The 16,834-nt window shown below is 44.0% G+C and carries 15 protein-coding genes; 7 read left to right on the forward strand and 8 right to left on the reverse strand.

The genetic code is table 11. From position 1 onward, the window contains the following. The first annotated feature begins 69 nt into the window (after positions 1–69). From fabV to R7P67_RS04550, 3 genes are all read left to right on the forward strand, one after another. Complete coding sequence (gene fabV / locus R7P67_RS04540; protein ID WP_213867709.1) at positions 70–1,269, forward strand: enoyl-ACP reductase FabV; 1,200 nt, start codon at positions 70–72, stop codon at positions 1,267–1,269. Positions 1,270–1,449: 180 nt separating this feature from the next. After that, positions 1,450–3,360, forward strand: coding sequence for an EAL domain-containing protein (locus R7P67_RS04545; protein WP_213866348.1), 1,911 nt, complete (start codon positions 1,450–1,452; stop codon positions 3,358–3,360). 71 nt (positions 3,361–3,431) lie between these two features. Further along, positions 3,432–5,087, forward strand: coding sequence for an ABC-ATPase domain-containing protein (locus tag R7P67_RS04550; protein ID WP_213877328.1), 1,656 nt, complete (start codon positions 3,432–3,434; stop codon positions 5,085–5,087). Positions 5,088–5,166: 79 nt separating this feature from the next. Here the strand turns inward: R7P67_RS04550 and R7P67_RS04555 are convergent, their stop codons facing one another. Together R7P67_RS04555 and R7P67_RS04560 are read right to left on the reverse strand one after the other, a co-directional pair. Continuing rightward, entirely contained in the window at positions 5,167–5,787 is a 621-nt protein-coding gene (locus R7P67_RS04555; protein WP_225495924.1) for a DNA-J related domain-containing protein, read from the reverse strand. A 128-nt stretch (positions 5,788–5,915) separates the two neighbouring features. Continuing rightward, positions 5,916–6,755, reverse strand: coding sequence for an isopenicillin N synthase family dioxygenase (locus R7P67_RS04560; protein WP_005376329.1), 840 nt, complete (start codon positions 6,753–6,755; stop codon positions 5,916–5,918). Between the two features lie 242 nt (positions 6,756–6,997). Here R7P67_RS04560 and R7P67_RS04565 point away from each other — a divergent pair, with 242 nt between their 5' ends. Next, positions 6,998–7,594 (forward strand): DUF2238 domain-containing protein, encoded by a 597-nt coding sequence (locus tag R7P67_RS04565; RefSeq protein ID WP_005376330.1) that lies wholly within the window; start codon positions 6,998–7,000, stop codon positions 7,592–7,594. On the opposite strand, the gene cutA is transcribed toward R7P67_RS04565, so the two are convergent. The 5 genes from cutA to R7P67_RS04590 form a co-directional block, all read right to left on the reverse strand. After that, positions 7,556–7,888, reverse strand: a complete 333-nt coding sequence (gene cutA, locus R7P67_RS04570; RefSeq protein ID WP_031780471.1) for a divalent-cation tolerance protein CutA — start codon at positions 7,886–7,888, stop codon at positions 7,556–7,558. The two genes, R7P67_RS04565 and cutA, sit on opposite strands and share 39 nt — an antisense overlap. 14 nt (positions 7,889–7,902) lie before the next feature. Further along, complete coding sequence (locus tag R7P67_RS04575) at positions 7,903–8,154, reverse strand: hypothetical protein (RefSeq protein ID WP_186585318.1); 252 nt, start codon at positions 8,152–8,154, stop codon at positions 7,903–7,905. After that, positions 8,138–9,847 (reverse strand): SgrR family transcriptional regulator, encoded by a 1,710-nt coding sequence (locus R7P67_RS04580; protein ID WP_262653629.1) that lies wholly within the window; start codon positions 9,845–9,847, stop codon positions 8,138–8,140. The genes R7P67_RS04575 and R7P67_RS04580 overlap by 17 nt, the downstream gene beginning before the upstream one ends. A 79-nt stretch (positions 9,848–9,926) precedes the next feature. Beyond that, complete coding sequence (locus R7P67_RS04585; RefSeq protein ID WP_005376338.1) at positions 9,927–10,160, reverse strand: DUF3389 domain-containing protein; 234 nt, start codon at positions 10,158–10,160, stop codon at positions 9,927–9,929. Positions 10,161–10,166: 6 nt separating this feature from the next. Then, positions 10,167–10,601 carry a hotdog fold thioesterase gene (locus R7P67_RS04590; RefSeq protein WP_005376340.1) on the reverse strand — a complete coding sequence of 145 codons (435 nt, stop codon included), beginning with the start codon at positions 10,599–10,601 and terminating at the stop codon, positions 10,167–10,169. A 201-nt stretch (positions 10,602–10,802) separates the two neighbouring features. Between R7P67_RS04590 and R7P67_RS04595 the strand changes: the two genes are divergently transcribed. Then, a complete protein-coding gene (locus R7P67_RS04595; protein WP_017634168.1) occupies positions 10,803–11,591 on the forward strand; it encodes a M48 family metallopeptidase in 789 nt (262 codons plus the stop codon). Positions 11,592–11,673: 82 nt separating this feature from the next. Here the strand turns inward: R7P67_RS04595 and R7P67_RS04600 are convergent, their stop codons facing one another. After that, on the reverse strand, positions 11,674–12,702 hold the full coding sequence (locus R7P67_RS04600) for a site-2 protease family protein (protein WP_239945329.1): 1,029 nt from the start codon (positions 12,700–12,702) through the stop codon (positions 11,674–11,676). Positions 12,703–13,124: 422 nt separating this feature from the next. Here R7P67_RS04600 and R7P67_RS04605 point away from each other — a divergent pair, with 422 nt between their 5' ends. Continuing rightward, positions 13,125–14,360, forward strand: coding sequence for an outer membrane protein transport protein (locus R7P67_RS04605; RefSeq protein ID WP_005376347.1), 1,236 nt, complete (start codon positions 13,125–13,127; stop codon positions 14,358–14,360). A 20-nt stretch (positions 14,361–14,380) separates the two neighbouring features. Then, positions 14,381–16,789, forward strand: coding sequence for a VolA/Pla-1 family phospholipase (locus tag R7P67_RS04610; RefSeq protein ID WP_318085890.1), 2,409 nt, complete (start codon positions 14,381–14,383; stop codon positions 16,787–16,789). Positions 16,790–16,834: the final 45 nt, after the last annotated feature.

A 16,834-nucleotide genomic window follows, 5' to 3' on the forward strand; every position in this document is an offset into this window, starting at 1 on the left:
GCTCAATAAGTTTTACGTAACTTTACGTTAATCTATTTTCAATTCCACTCATCGAGGATAGATAACAACATGCGAATAGAACCGTTAATTCAAGGTGTTGTTGCTCGCTCTGCGCACCCCAAAGGGTGTCATGCATCTATTAAAGAGCAAATTGAATACGTAAAACGCGCCCCACAGATCAAAAAAGGCCCAAAACGGGTTTTGATTATTGGAGCCTCCTCTGGTTTCGGCCTAGCGGCACGAATCGCCTTAACGTTCGGTGGCGCTAACGCCGATACCATTGGCGTCTCATTTGAGCGTGGCCCTTCAGAGAAAGGGGTTGGGAGTGCGGGTTGGTATAACAACGTCTTTTTTAAGCAAGAAGCAAATCAAGCCGGGCGTACCGCAATAAATATTGTTGGTGATGCATTCTCTGGTTCGGTGCGCAATCAAGTGATTGAAGCCATTGAAACGTACTTTGAGGGTGAAGTTGACTTAGTCATCTATAGCTTGGCAACCGGTGTTCGACCTAAACCTGAATCTGATGAGTTTTGGCGCAGTGTCATTAAACCTATTGGTGAACCTGTCACTGGCGCTTCTATCATGCTGGAGAACGATAAGTGGACAGAAACCACCTTAACGCCTGCAACAGAAGAGGAAGCCAATGCCACCATTAAAGTAATGGGCGGCGAAGACTGGGAAAGCTGGATTGACACACTCATTAATAACGACTCTATCGCAAACGGCTGCAAAACCATCGCCTTTTCTTACATGGGCCCTGACATTACGCACCCAATTTATCTCGATGGTACGTTAGGTCGAGCGAAAATCGATTTACACCAAACCAGTCATTCATTAAACCTCAAACTCGCCAACTTTGACGGCGGTGCTTACGCAACCGTGTGTAAGGCGTTGGTGACGAAAGCCAGTGTATTCATACCTGCTCTAAGTCCTTACCTGTTAGCGCTTTATCGAGTGATGAAGGAAAAAGGTACTCACGAACGCTGTATTGAACAAATGCAGCGACTGTTTACTACGAAGTTATACGATCAAGAGAAAGTGCCAGTTGACGGTGAACGCTTGATTCGAATAGATGACTTGGAACTTGAACCGCAAGTTCAACAAGAAGTCCACGCTCTTTTAGAACAAATGAATGCTGATAACTTTAAAGAGATTGGTGATTACCAAGGTTTTAAAGATGAGTTTATGAAGATCAATGGCTTTAACTTTGAATATGTCGACTATTCGCAAGACATTTCTATTGAATCGTTAATGTCGCTTAAGCCTTGATGCTTGTTATCTGTTTCAAGGATGAGATATGTGACAACTATTCCTAGTCCTGAACACTTTTCAGGACTTTTTTTTGTTTCGAGCCCTAGCCACCCTATACTTAATTAAAAAGCGAGAACAAAATAGAGCAGTCTGCATTTTTAATTCACAGGAAGTGAAACCACGTAAAGGATGACCTATATGGGGAGATTGCAAACATTAGACTACGAAATCCCTGAGTCTATGCGAAGAAGTTGGCAGGAAATCGTCAACTTACTGGCTCAAATAACGCACGTACCCACCACATTAATTATGCGTATCCATCCAGATCGCATAGAAGTAAATACATCCAGCGAAACTATAGGTAATCCTTATCGTACTGGCGATACTGAGTTGCTTGGCAACGGTTTGTATTGTGAGCATGTCATAAAACACAAAAGTGAACTTATTGTCCCAAACGCGCTTGAAGATGAAGAGTGGCAAAATAACCCTGATATCAAACTAGGTATGATCTCTTATTGCGGCTTACCGCTATTCTGGCCAAATGGAGAGACGTTTGGAACTATTTGCATGCTTGATTTTAAGGAGAATGAATACTGCGACACTTACCGGCAATTGCTTGGGACTTTTAAAGATTCAATCGAAGCGCAGCTTTCCATCGTGCATCAGCAGCACAAACTTCAGCGTCTTAACAACGAACTCAAAAATAGAGTTGAGAATCGCACTACAGATTTGGCGCAGTTAAGTTATTCCCTAACGCAAGAGATTGATCGTCGCAGAGCCGCTGAAAAGCAGGTGAGCTACCAAAAAACACACGATCAAGGAACTGGATTCCTAAACCGAGCAGCACTCGAAAATATAGTCAGTGACACACTCAGAACGTTAGATCACAGTCAGCAATCATTAATCGTAATAAACATTGGTTTTAGCAATGCACGCAGTATCCAAACCCGTTATGGCTTTGAAGCTTTCGACGAAATATTGAAAGAGTTTCGGTATCGTCTTGGTAAGCGGGAGTCCAGACATTTTGTTACGGGGAGGCCTAGCTCCAATGATCTCGTATTGCTCGTTTGGGGCACAGACATCGATATAAAATTGCATCAGCTACTGAATGATATTACCGATATTGGTATGGGAAGTTTTTATGTAAAAGACACAGAGGTTCACCTAAACTCTTACATTGGTGTTGTACAAGCTCACCGAACCAGCAATGCTAAACAACTACTCCAGAACGCATGTTATGCCATGCTTTTGTGTAAAGAATCTGGCGAAGCGTATAGTTATTTCTGTGAAAGTCATTCAAATGAACTCAACAACCACAATCAACTGGAAAGCTACTTATTGCAAGCGGTAAGAAACGACGACCTAATGCTCTACTTTCAACCCAAAGTACACCCTCAAACCCACAAGTGGATTGGCGCAGAAGCGTTATTACGCTGGAGGCATCCAATACTTGGCGACGTATCCAACGAAGCATTAATACATATGGCTGAACAAAACGGGCTTATCTTTGAAGTTGGCTCTTTTGTTCTTCGAACCGCGATAGACAAAGCAAAACAATGGTCTGAGTTAATCGATAACTTCAAAATGGCCGTCAACGTTTCTCCCATTCAATTACAAAACGTAAATTTTGCAGAACAAGTGCAACACCTACTCGAGTCTTTTCATTTGCCAGCACACTTTCTCGAGCTCGAGGTGACCGAAAGCGCCTTAATTGCCGATGAGGTCGTAGCACGCACTACATTAAATAAACTGCACAAACTAGGCGTGACATTGTCACTTGACGATTTTGGTACAGGATATGCCTCGTTCAGCTATTTAAAGAAATATCCATTTGATGCCATCAAAATTGATAAAAGCTTCGTCCAGCAAATGGAAAAGTCGGACGATGACCGCGCGATAATTTGCTCTATCATACACATTGCGAAAAAACTGGAACTCCAAGTCGTGATCGAAGGCATTGAATCTCCCCAACAAGAACAGTTTCTCATTGGTGAGGGCTGTGATATCGGACAAGGTTTTCTTTATGGTAAACCTATGCCTTGTAATGAATTTGAGCAAAGTTTGTTTAATCAGCGCCTTTCTGGCGGGCAATACGCCTACTCTTCCTAAGCATTCTCTTTACTATGAGGGCGGTGGTTTCTATAATCGCCGCCCGCTTCTATTAAAAGGCCAATATCTTCATGGATCAGTTGACTGCCACGCTTAAGAAAATTGAAAAGCAGAACTACCGAGCTTATCAGCAAATCAAAGGTCAATACGACTTCACTGATTTCACTTTTTTTATCGATCATGTACAGGGTGACCCTTATGCATCGGCGTCACGTTTTCGTGCGACTCGCGCATGGTCTTTGACTGGTCTTGAGTGGCTAAGAGACGAGTCTCCTGCATTTCAAAGAGGTGCACGTGATTTTATTGCGCGTAGTTTTGAACAGTTTGCTAAACAAGAAAACTCAGTATCAATTTCACTGACAGGCCAAACTGTACTGGATAGCACCGCGGTGTTGTTTACTGAAGAAGGTATTGAACTGCGTTTTCGAGTTAACTTACCAGCCGAAGGTCGTTCAGTATTGGGGAAAAAAGCCAACAACATACTGACTTTCCACCTGCCTAAGTTTATCCGTCGAGCAACTTTAGAGCGTGAACTCGACAAAGCCGCTTTAATTAAGCACTGCCAAGTTGTTGAAGACCAAGATGCCCTGCGAGAACAGTTGGAGGCCAATAACTTAGTCGCGTTTGTCGCAAACGGCAGTATTCTTCCTCGAATTGCAGGTAATTGCGACCTTCCTATGAAAGAAGCCGTTGAGTTTAAAGCCCCTGAATCTCTACAAGTCACTTTACATGCGCCAAACAAGGGTCATGTCACAGGATTAGGAATTCCAAAAGGTATCACACTGATCGTAGGTGGCGGCTTCCACGGTAAATCTACCTTATTAAATGCAATAGAGCGTTCAATTTACGATCATATTCCAGGAGATGGTCGCGAATACATTGTTGCCGATAACAAGGCTATGAAGATTCGTGCCGAAGATGGCCGATGCGTACACCACTTGAACCTGTCGAACTACATCAACCATTTACCGATGGGTAAAGATACGGCGGACTTTTCTACTCAAGACGCATCAGGCTCAACGTCGCAAGCCGCTTGGCTTCAAGAGTCTATTGAAGCGGGTGCAAGCACATTATTGATTGATGAAGATACTTCTGCTACCAACTTCATGATTAGAGATGAGCGTATGCAGGCATTGGTGGCAAAAGGTGATGAACCAATTACTCCTCTCGTCGACCGCATTGGTCAATTACGAGATGATCTTGATATCTCTACCATTATCGTTATGGGTGGATCGGGCGACTACTTAGACGTTGCCGATACCGTCATTCAAATGCACGACTACCAAGCCGTTGATGTAACTGAAAAAGCGAAAGAAGTTATCGCTCAGCACCCTACTCAACGCCATAACGAGTCAGAAGAACGTTTACAGACCTTCCCACCTCGAGCACTGAACCGCGTTGCGTTGATGAATATTCTGACTGACGGCAAGTTCCGTGTGAATGCGAAAGGCAAAGAGTCACTTCGATTTGGTAAAGAGTTTACTGATCTTAGCGCTTTGGAACAGATAGAGTCAGCCGATGAAGTCAACACAATTGGCTGGTTATGGTTCCAAATTGCTCAACTTCCAGGTTGGTGTAATCATCCAGCGAAGGAAATTGAAGAAATGCTGTCTGGTGAGTGGCATGCCGCTCTTCCTAAGCAAGGCGACTTAGCCAAACCACGCACACTAGACGTTATGGCTGCCCTCAACCGCATGCGAAAATCTCAGTTTAAGTCATCATGCTAGTTTTGATACGCTGACAGAGACAGTTCAATCAAAAGGCAGTTATAGTTAGCTGCCTTCCTTTATCTTTATTCTTAGCGAATCATTCGTTTCTCAGTACATTCCACGCTTCACAAAGAACTCTAAATCTTTCTGCATTGCCATTTTCTCGATCAGGATGCCAACGAAGCGCGAGTTTTCGCCATTGTTTTCTAATTTCCGCAGGCGTAGCGTCAGTGTTAAGTTCAAATAGTGACAGTGCCTTTGTCTTATCTACGCTGGCTACTGACGAACCACCGATGAACTTTTGATAAGTTGTCCAAAATTCATTCAACAGTCGACGCACTTCATCTTCGTCCGCTTCGTAATTGCGCCAATCTAAGTAATACTCACGCAAAGGATCATGAATATCGATCTTATGCCTCAAAGCTTCCATCGAAGACATGAGCTGAATATCCATGGCTTCGACTTGAAGCCAACTATCCGGATACAGAGTGTCTTGCAGTTGATATAATGCATTCATGAGCAGGAAATTTCTTTTGAATAAATCCTTATCGGGAGAGTCGTCCAGCTTTGAAATATAACCTTGTTCACCCAACGAGCTTGCCAAGGTGTGCACTTTCCAATTAGAGGGCTGTTTTCTCAGAATTTCTAGCATTGGCCAAAGCAGCGGATTTTCTATTGCATGAGGCTCAATACTACTGACAGTACGTTGTCCTTCCATTCATCCTCTCTGACACGAGTTTAGGGCCCCATTCTCGGCACAAAAAACATAGTTTCCATTTTGTAGCATAAATGCAAAAAGGCCGATAGTCATTCACCATCGGCCTTTGTAAGGAGATCACGTAAAGGTTAAATAACCCCTAGCTCACGTAAACGTTCCATAAGGTAGCTATGTGCAGTGTAGCGCTCAGATAACACCACTTCCGGCTTTGGATGCAGGAACAACGGTAATGAGATACGTGACTTTTCTTGACGGCCACCCGTAGGGTTGATTACACGGTGAGTCGTTGAAGGGAAATAACCACCTGACGCTTCTTGAAGCATATCACCAATGTTGATGATTAAGTTTCCGAAGTCACATGGTACATCGATCCAATCACCCTCTTTACTCTTTACTTGCAGTCCAGGCTCATTGGCAGCAGGCAAAACCGTTAGCAGGTTAATGTCTTCATGCGCAGCAGCGCGAATAGCGCCGGGCTCTTCTTCGCCTGTCATCGGTGGGTAGTGAAGCACGCGTAGTAATGTTTTGTCGCTGTTATTGATCATTTCTGACAACGCGATAGAGAACTTCTCTTGAACGTCCTTAGGTGCGTACGCTTCAACCCAACCTAATAGCTCTTGAGCAAATGCATTGGCACGCTCGTAGTACTCTAAGATTTCAGCTTTAAGCTGCTCTGGGATCTGCCCCCAAGGGTAAACATGAAAGTACTCTTTGATGTCTTTCACTTTGTGCCCTTTCGCCACTTCAGACACTGAAGGTGGGAAATAGCCATCTTGGGTGTCTACGTTAAAGTGAAAATCATTCTTTTGATCTGAACAGAAAAACTCATGCCAGTTTTTGTAAATTGACTCTACAAGCTCTTGTGGAATCGGGTGGTTTTTCAACACACCGAACCCCGTTTCGCGTAGAGAGGTAACGAACTGTTGAGCAGCATCGTCAGCAAGATAATCGACAGTTTCCAGTTTCATGGCTTTACTTCTTTTTTATTAGACTGAATCATGGATTCTATGGATGGGCATGTTGTAAATCAAACTTTAATGAAAACTGCACGCGCAAACGTTTTAATGTTGAGCAGCTTGCCAATAAATCAACATTTTCAGTGATCAAAAAACCCATTAAAATATCAATTGCACAGCGTTCAATTAAGTGCAATCATTAACACAATCTATGGAGTCCCACTGTAAGATAAATTGAAGGATCAAGTAACTCTATGAAAAGCACCTCGACACTCTTAGGATTAACGATTTTTTATGCCATCGTGTTTTTATTTTCTGCGTTGGAACCTAACTCACGCGCAGTTTGGTTTGCGGAGATTATCCCGGCGATTGGTATTCTTGTTGCTATTTGGGCGATTTCGATTCGCTATCAGTTCAGTAATACGGCTTACTTTTTAATGTTCATCTGGCTCTGTTTGCACACTATCGGTGCGAAATATACGTTCTCCGAAGTGCCGTTTGACTGGTTTAACGACATGATTGGTTCAGAGCGAAATAATTTTGATCGCGTTGCGCACTTTTCAATTGGCCTTTACGCATATCCGATCGCTGAATACTTGATAAACAAAAAACGGTTCAACAAAGCGTTCTCTTGCTGGTTTGCTTTGTTTGCTATCATGTCACTTGCTGCTGGCTATGAGATTATCGAATGGTGGTATGCGGAGTTGGCTGGTGGCGATGAGGGAATTGCCTTTCTGGGCTCGCAAGGTGACATATGGGACGCCCAGAAAGATATGTTGTGCGATACCGTTGGTGCAGTGTTGTCGTTATTCTTAATGTCGGCTCAACGTCGATTCTCTCAACCATTCTAAATAAGGGTTAAACCCATCAACAATTGGAACCTGTACGATTTGAGCGACCTCGTATTCGTGCAGGTTTTCTATTTTCTCTTCCACCAATTCATAAAGTTCTCGACGAGTTTTGATCACCAGCAACCATTCGTTGTCAGTACAAATCTCCCCTTTCCACACATAGTGACTTTCAATAGGCATTGTTTGAATACACGCGGCTAATTGTGCATCTAGCAAACCTTTAATGATCTGATCTCGATTTTTTTCGTTGCTGGTTGTGCTTAACACCATGCAGTAGTCATGTTTTATACTCATTTTCTAGCCCTTCATTATTTCATTGTCACTTTGCTGCCAATCATTTTGTAAGCAGGCGTTCCTCTCACTAGGGTATCTCTTGCAAATTCTTGCCCGCAACTGGGACAGATGCATGGGGTTTGTGTGAAATCGTCAACAATGCGTTCTTTGAAGCACTTGACCAGTGCGCCTTTTCCGCCTTTACGGTACTTGAATAGTTGAGTTTTACACTTTGAGCAATAGATATCGACGGTTTTCGTCGGCTGCTTCTTATTCGGTTTCGCCATGGTTACTTTCTATATCCGGTTTGACCCATACATTATTAAAATCAAACCAACCTAAGGCATTACACTTTGCATTTTGTAACGCACCGCTGTGGTCTTTATTCACGCCTAGCCAACAGTGAAACATAGGAATCACCTGACAGCTTTTTACTAACTGTCGTCCTAGCTCACGCGCAGGAAAGTCTGTGTGCATCCCAGCACGCCATTGATCGACAAGTTTAGCCCATTCACTAAAATCGTAACCTGAACTGAACTTCTCAATATCACTGTAATCCAGGAGCCAGCCCGCCAACGCGTCATTTCGGTTCGTTGCAATGCCCATAGCTTTCACCCAGATATCCACTTCCTCCGGTGCGGGCGGTTGAGAATCATAACGAATAAACTCAACCTCTATACCGTGCGGTTTTAAGAGTGTCTTGATGGCCTTGGCAACTACTGGAAACATCGGATGCTTTTTCTGATACGCTACGGAAATTACCTTATTAGCCTGTGGTACGCTGCCCGCTTCTGCTGGCCTAAGATCAATCCAACCGGGCTTAAGGCCAAAGGCTTGCAATACTCCCAGTTCCATCACTTTATCTTGTGGGACATGCGCGTAAATCTGGTGACTGTTGAGGGTTTGCGAGAGGAACTCTGCCCAACGTGGATCTTTTGCAATCCCAGTGTTTTTGTTTAGTAATAGGAATGTACAGCCAGGGTCCAGCTCGACTTCATCGGATGAACCTTGTTTATCCATCTTCGGCTTTGACAGGCTTGGATAAACCATTGAAGAATAGGCTTCATCGATTACCCACACCTCCACTTGGTCAAGTAAAGGGCGAAAACCAAAGTAGCCATCAAAAGCAGTCAAAATAAGACGCTTATCATCATTCATTTTAACTTGGAACGGCCCTGTCCCTATCGGTTGTCTATCAAAGCTTTCAGAACGCAAAGCACTCGGTAGCAAAATTTTTGCTTGCGACTCACTCAGAGCCAGAGGCAGGTAGCGATCAGGACGGACGAGCTCAATATCAACGGTCCACTCTTGTGGTGAAGACACCCGCTTTATGTGAGAAAACAAGTTCAAGCAATTTAACGCAAGCACACTTTCAAGAACACAACTGGTTGTTAACGGTTCACCATTATGAAAGCGTACTCCACGACGAAGATAAAAACGCCAATGAGTATCAGAAATTGCTTCCCACGTGTGGGCTAAATCTGGTTGAAGTTGTTCATTTTCATCAAGGCGAGTGAGTCCGCTAAAAATTTGTCTGGCGATGTGCTGTTCAGAACGCCGCATCGGTTTCTGCGGGTTTAACATCGACAATGGTCGATAATAAGGCAAACGCACGACCTGCTCGCCCTGTCGATGCTGAAGCCCTAAATAACCTTGGATAACCTGCGTCAATCGTGCCGCATCGTTATCAAGCGCATCTAGAGCCTGACCGATTTTCCCTTCATCGAGATAACGCCTGGCGAGGTTTTCGCTGACATCGCTTCGATTACGTTTAAAAACGAGTTTCGAAAGTTTTCCTCGACCCGCTGCCGGATGCCACTCAATCCAGCCCTCTTCTTCAAGTTTATTTAGAACAATACGAGCATTACGACGTGTACAAAACAACGCTTCGGTGATGTCTTCGAGCTGAACGTCCGTATCGTGACCGGAAAATTTTTCAAACAGTGTTTCGAACTGAACACGTAAACGAGGGCTACTCATAAAGAGGAAATTCTTATCTTGTTGTCGATAAGCTAAGTTTCCTCATTTTTACCAAAAAGTGCAAACATCACACTATAGATTATTGAATATCGATACCAATTTCTCGCGAAAGTTCAGCCAGTTGTTCCTCGTTGTCCAGCTTGATAGACCATTTGCACTCTGCTCCATGAGATAAAACAACGTTCGCTCCTCTACCCAGCAACTGAATTGCATCGGTTTGCGCTTGCAAGGTTACCATTGCACTGCCGGAGAGCTTAATCACTATTTCACGCTGGGTTGCAATGATTTTTCCTAATGAAAACTCAATCACCATCTTAGTTTATACCGACTTTGTTTTGTGTTGTTTCACAGCGATGGTCAAGCGACTGGTACACACTAAACGGCCTCGCTCATCAGTGATATCGATTTGCCACACTTGCGTTGAAATACCCAGATGAAGCGGTTTTGCCGTACCAATCACATGACCACTTCGCATGGCTCGCACATGGTTCGCGTTAATATCTAAACCGACGCAGTAGCTGCCCTCATCGACAGAGAAGTTTGCAGCCAATGAGCCTAATGTTTCTGCGAGCACGACTGATGCACCACCGTGAAGCATTCCTAAAGGTTGATGAGTAAAGCTGCATACGGGCATGGTTGCCGTAAGGGAGTCGTCAGTGAAATCTGTATATTTAATTTGTAGGTGCTCGATCAGGGTATTTTTTGACGTGGCATTCAGAATCTCTATGCTTACGGGCTTTTTCCATATACTCATTGTTTTACTCTTAGTTTCACAAACTGGTTTGTTAGGTTGTAACGATGTGCTAGGAAGCTAGCATAGACGCTACTTGGGCATAACTTCAAGACGTAACATCTCACCTTCTTTATTAAGCAGATGAATAACTTGATCCATGCATCATGTTACTATTTGGGTATATACTATTGCTTCAAAACAAAAAATTAAATGGAGCCTGTTATGAAGGTATGGATGAAAGCCTCTGCTCTTTTAACTATCGCGGGTTTAACAGCGTGTAGCGCATCACCGACGGGTCGCAACCAGATCCTGATGTTTTCAGATCAGGAAATGTCATCGCTTGGCGCTAAATCTTTCGAACAAATGAAGAAAGATATCCCAATCAGCAAAGATCGCAAAACGAATGCCTACGTTCAATGCGTTGCCAAACACATCACTGACACCATTCCCGCTCAATCTGGATTTAAAGACTGGGAAGTCGTTGTTTTTGATAGTGAACAAGTCAATGCGTTTGCTCTACCAGGTGGGAAGATCGGCGTGTATACCGGGCTTTTAGATGTCGCGAAAAACCAAGATCAGTTGGCAACAGTCATTGGTCACGAAGTCGCTCACGTCCTCGCTGACCACAGTAATGAACGTCTTTCACAAAGTCAGTTAGCAAATGCCGGGTTGTCTCTAGCAAACGTTGCCATTGGCGCTTCCGAGTACAAACAGTATCAACAAATGACGATGGCGGCACTTGGTGTCGGTGTCCAATACGGTGTTATTTTGCCATACGGTCGTACTCAGGAATCTGAGGCTGATATTGTCGGGCTGGAATTCATGGCAAAAGCAGGTTTCGACCCACGTCAAAGTGTCGATTTATGGAAAAATATGAGTGCTGCATCAGGTGGTTCTCAACCACCTGAATTCTTCTCAACCCACCCATCGCACAGTACGCGCATTAAAGATTTACAAGCAACCATAAATAAGCTGCCTGCGTATAACGCGAAAGCACCAAGATGTGGCTAATTCATTGCTACTTGCTACTATCGTCTACTACTTAAGCTTGCCAAATTAAAAAGCTCCCTAGGGAGCTTTTTAATGATTCTAATCAAGTGCCCAATATCTGTAACGGCAAACTTAACAAACTATCTCCGAGAGTGGCAAAATACCAGATGATAGAAACAAAACCTCCGACAGAGACCAAGTACCAAGCCAGTGAGAATAGCTGCCCATAACGGGTTAATGGCAATAAATGGCTTTGATGTCGAGCTCTCCATTCCATCACCACTTCCAACATTCCCATTAACAATAAAAACCCTAGCAACGTCAGACCGAAATAGTAACTGATAAAAATGCCTAATAAAGCGGTCGCAATACTGCCAACTAACCCGACCCAAGTATTCATTGAGAAGGTAATACTTTTGAGCACATGGCCACCATCTAATGGTAAAATAGGCAGCAGATTAAATAGGTTTAGCAAGGCGTTAAACACAGCAAGCCCAGCGAAGATCACCTCACCAGTCATCCAATAAAGCAAAGTAAAAACAATACTAAGTACTAAACCGAAAAATGGTCCCATGATTGAGATAACCACATCCTGCCAGCGCGTGTTTATCTTTTCGTCACTTAGCGCCAAACCACCTAGGAATGGAATCAAATAGATCCCTTTGGTCTTCATTCCAAAATACTTCATAGCTCTAATGTGACCATATTCATGGAAAACCAAGCAAGCGATCAACGCTAGCGCGAACTCGATGGAAAATAGCCAAGAATATGCAGCGAGACTTGCAGACGCTAACGCCACTTTAATAACTTTCGCACTTTTAAGTGCTTTCATCCCAAGAGATACGAGACCTATTATACTTAAACGCTTTTCGGATGGTGGCGTAACTTCTGGCACTTGGCGCTCGATGTCTTTTTCATTTCGACAACCTTCGTTGACGAGCTCACCGTTAATTGTGACCTTGTAACTCAATTCAAACGGTTGCCATGTTAAAGAACACTCTAAATGACAGTTCAGGATTTCCTCACCCGCAGAGAGCTTAAACTGGTGTAGACAAGTCTCTGCGGTATTGTCACTGGCATCGATTTGAGACACCAACGTATTATCCCAATATAACTGCTGCCACCCAGCCATCGATCCTTCGAGCCTTAGCGAACGACCTAAAAATTCAACATTCAGTAATTCCAATGCGGTTCCTATTGCGTCTATTGAATAACTACATAGCGAGCGCGAATTATGCCTGTGAAGTGAAGAAACAGCAAAGCGAGCTATCTCTTGATTTGATCGTTATTTAACTATAAAGCTCGCAAAACAATTCTGGTCGTACCATTCTCTTCAAAAATATAACGATAATACATGCCCTTACAAGCCATCGTTTGACCTATGCATCATATTTAAAACGCAAAATACGCTCAAACTTTGACAAGTTATTAAACATACAATTAACATTACATTTACATCACCGTTGTATTTCGCGTATTAACAATTGGTGTAAGTACCACACAACAATTACAAGGACTTCGGTCCAGCATTATGACACCCTAGGAGGGTCAAGGATGAACAAGAAGCACTGCTCTCTGCTTACAATTTCAATATTGTTTGCGTGTAATGCCCACTCAGCGGGCTTCCAGGTAGCTGAACATTCGGCATCTGGTCTTGGTCGAGCATTTTCAGGTGAAGGGGCTGTCGCAGATAATGCCAGCGTCCTTGCTCGTAACCCTGCAGCAATGACACTTTTCAAAGAAGCTCAATTTTCGGGCGCGTTATCTATCATCGACCCTGAAGTCGATGTGTACGACACTGTAAACAATGAACACGCGAAAGATGTCGCCCCTTTACAGATCGTGCCAGCAGGTTATTACATCAGCCCTATCAATGATAACTGGGCTTGGGGCATCGGTATGTTCACAACATACGGTGTTGCCACTGACTATCCAAATGATATTTCCGCAGGTGATATGGCGGGTGACACTTCCCTACTTTCAGTAAACATCAACCCTAATGTCGCTTACCGTATCAACGAGTCTTTCAGTGTCGGTGGTGGTATCAACCTAGTATACGCTGAAGCAGAGCTGACTCGCCACAAAGGCGCACTCGCCGGTATTTTAGGTGGTAATAAGTCCGATAACCTTGTCGGCATGGAAGGTGAAACTTTCGCTTGGGGTTGGAATGTCGGCGCTTTATTTGAGCTAAATGAAAACAACCGTTTTGGCTTTGGCTACCGCTCTAAGGTTGATCTAGATTTTGATGACGGTGAGTTTAGTAGTTACGACTCTGGTCGAGCTTCATCACCAAAAGTTGATGGCCGTTTAAAAATCTCTCTCCCTTCAATTATCGAATTATCGGCTTTCCATCAACTGAATGAACAATGGGCTGTACATTACGGCTGGCAACAAACCGACTGGAGCACATTTAAAGAACTAAAAGCGACCAGTAACGAATGTAATGACGGAGTATGTTTCTTTAAACCTGAGAAATATGAAGACAACAATCGCTACTCCATTGGTGCAACTTACATACTTAATACAGACTGGACATTCCGTGCAGGCTTTGCGTACGACGAACAAGCAGGTGAAGCGACATTGAGTATTCCTGACAGTGACCGTTTTTGGTACAGCGCGGGCCTAACTTACGCAATGAGTGAGAATTTAACTTTCGATGCAGGCTTTGCACTTGTTAAGAGTAAATCAGGCTCTTTCACTGAGACAAATGCTCTGGGTGAAGAGATTAAGTTTGACTCAGAAGGTACTGCTTACATCAGCGCGGTACAGATGAACTACACCTTCAAATAATGGGATTACGGAGTAAACCAATGAAACACACGTTTAAATTATCAATGCTTTGTTCTGCAATCCTTCTTGCTGGTTGTGGTGATGATACTTCCAGCTCTGGTACTTCCGACAAAGTTCAATTTGAAGATGAAGTCCAAGCATTGCTTGATCGCGAAACATCCATCAGTTTTACGCTTCAAGGAGCGAACGCAGATGTATCGGCACCATCTTACTTATTAATGGACACAAGCGATGGTACGCTTGGTCTGCCAACTGATGGCGATGATGCTTTAACCAACCCTAGAGCCTCGATGAATACGATGGATGGATGGTCAACGTCTATGCCAATCGTTCTTAACTTCAACGGCGATGGTTTTGCAACGGGCATGCTGTCGTCTGGTGTTAAAGTCATCAAGATTAACCAACGCTTAACCGAGTGGGACGGTAAATCTAACCCAATCGAAGAGGTACTCGTTCAGAATCAGGACTACGTAGTTCAAGCAAAAGGTAACTCTCTATACATCCAGTTCTTGGCTGCACTTGATGAGTCAAGCGAGTACATTTTTGCGGTTACACAAGATGTTACTGACGTGAATGGTGAGCCAATTGGTACATCAGCAAGTTATGCGACTGGTAAATCGAAAGAAATCGTTTATGAAACTGGCGACCTTGCTTCTGTTCAAGCAGTCACTCAGGCGGTTGAAGGCATTTTTGGTATCGCCAAAGTAAACCCTAACGACATCGTTTACTCCTCATGGTTCAGTACCCAGTCTGTAGGTGATACGTTAGCGGCAGTCAAAGGAGTAACCGCTACTGGTTTTTCTACCGGCGCAAACACACTAAATACCGTTTACAAAAATGACTCAAACGAAGGTTCAGTTGACTTATCAACGGCCTACACAATAACGCTCGGTGAAACCCAAGACTTTAGCACTGCGCTAGACTCTGACGATGACTTTAGTAAATACATTAGCGATCTAGACGCAGCTAAAACGGCAATTAAAGGCCTTTACATGCAATCAGGTGCCGATGTAAGCGTGACACAAGGTGTGGTAAGACTGCCTCATTACCTGGAAAAAGGCGCAAGCTGGAACATGCAACCAATGGTATCTGCGATGCCAAGCCTAGCGAAGCTAAGCGCAGCATTAGCGGATCCGAACGAGCAAGCAAACATGGTTCAGCAGCTATCAACAGGCGTTTTTGCAAATGATCCTGTTGATGTGACAAAGCTTGCTACAGATCCTACAGAGCAGCTAAAACTTGTTGGAGCTAAGCTTACTCTTACCGATGGTACCCAGCTTGATAGTGAGCGTATCATTACTCGCTACTCGCCTGTTCCCGTAGTGAAATCGGTTGAAGATGTCGAAGTACTGGTCTTCACACCTAAATCTGGCGTCGCGACAGACGTTGTGATTTATCAACACGGCATCACCTCAGCGAAAGAGAATGCGTACGCGTTCGCGTTCAATATGGTAAAAGCAGGTGTGGCAGTTATCGCTATTGACTTACCTATTCATGGTACGCGCAGCTTAGATGAACAACGTTCCGCAAATGCGAATGTACTGGCTTATCTAAATCTTTCCAACTTAGCCGTTGCGCGTGACAACCTACGTCAAAGTGTTCTGGATGTGTTAGGTTTGCGCGCTAGCTTGGTAGTATCTGCTCAAGGCGGTCTTTTAGCTGGAGGTCCTCTGCAAGGCTTCAACCCAATGACGGGTTCAAAAGTCAAAATGCTAGGTCATTCACTTGGCGGTATTGTCGCTACATCTGCCGTCGCAGCAGCAAACAATACATTGGGCAGCCCTACTGCGGATGCGCTGTACACCTTTAGTTCTGCATCAGTACAGAACTCTGGTGGACAAATTGGTAATTTGTTACTGGGTTCAGACAATTACGGCCCTCAGATCAAACATAACCTCGCTTATGCAGCATCAAAAGACTATGCGAATTATGCTGATGCATCATGTGCGGATCTAGAAGATAAAACATGTTACGAAGCATTTGAGGCTGCGGCAACGGAAGCTCAAGTAGCAGCGCTAGAAGCAGGTTTCTCACAATTTATCTATGCAGCACAGACTACACTAGACACTGTCGATCCGTTCACAAACGCTTCAGATTTAGTGGCATCTGGTTCGCTAACGACACCATTCTTTATGACAGAAGTGGATGGCGATAGCACAGTACCAAACAGCGTTCCAAATGCACCATTCGCGGGTACTGAACCGCTCGCTAATAAGCTAGGGTTGAAGACTGTGAACAGTACGGACACTACTGTGAATGCAACTGCGAGCTTTGTACAGTTTAATGCTACTGCATCGCACAGTACTTTTGCTTCGCCAAATGGCACTCTGTCTGATATTGATCATCATGTAGAGATGCAGATGGAAAACACTGACTTCTTGATGGATGACACACTAACAGGTGTCACTAACACTTCTGTTTTGAAGTAATCGCAACCCCCTTCCTACCAAAGCCCAGTTTCTACTGGGCTTTTT

It is taken from the genome of Vibrio sp. Vb0937, from assembly GCF_033338855.1.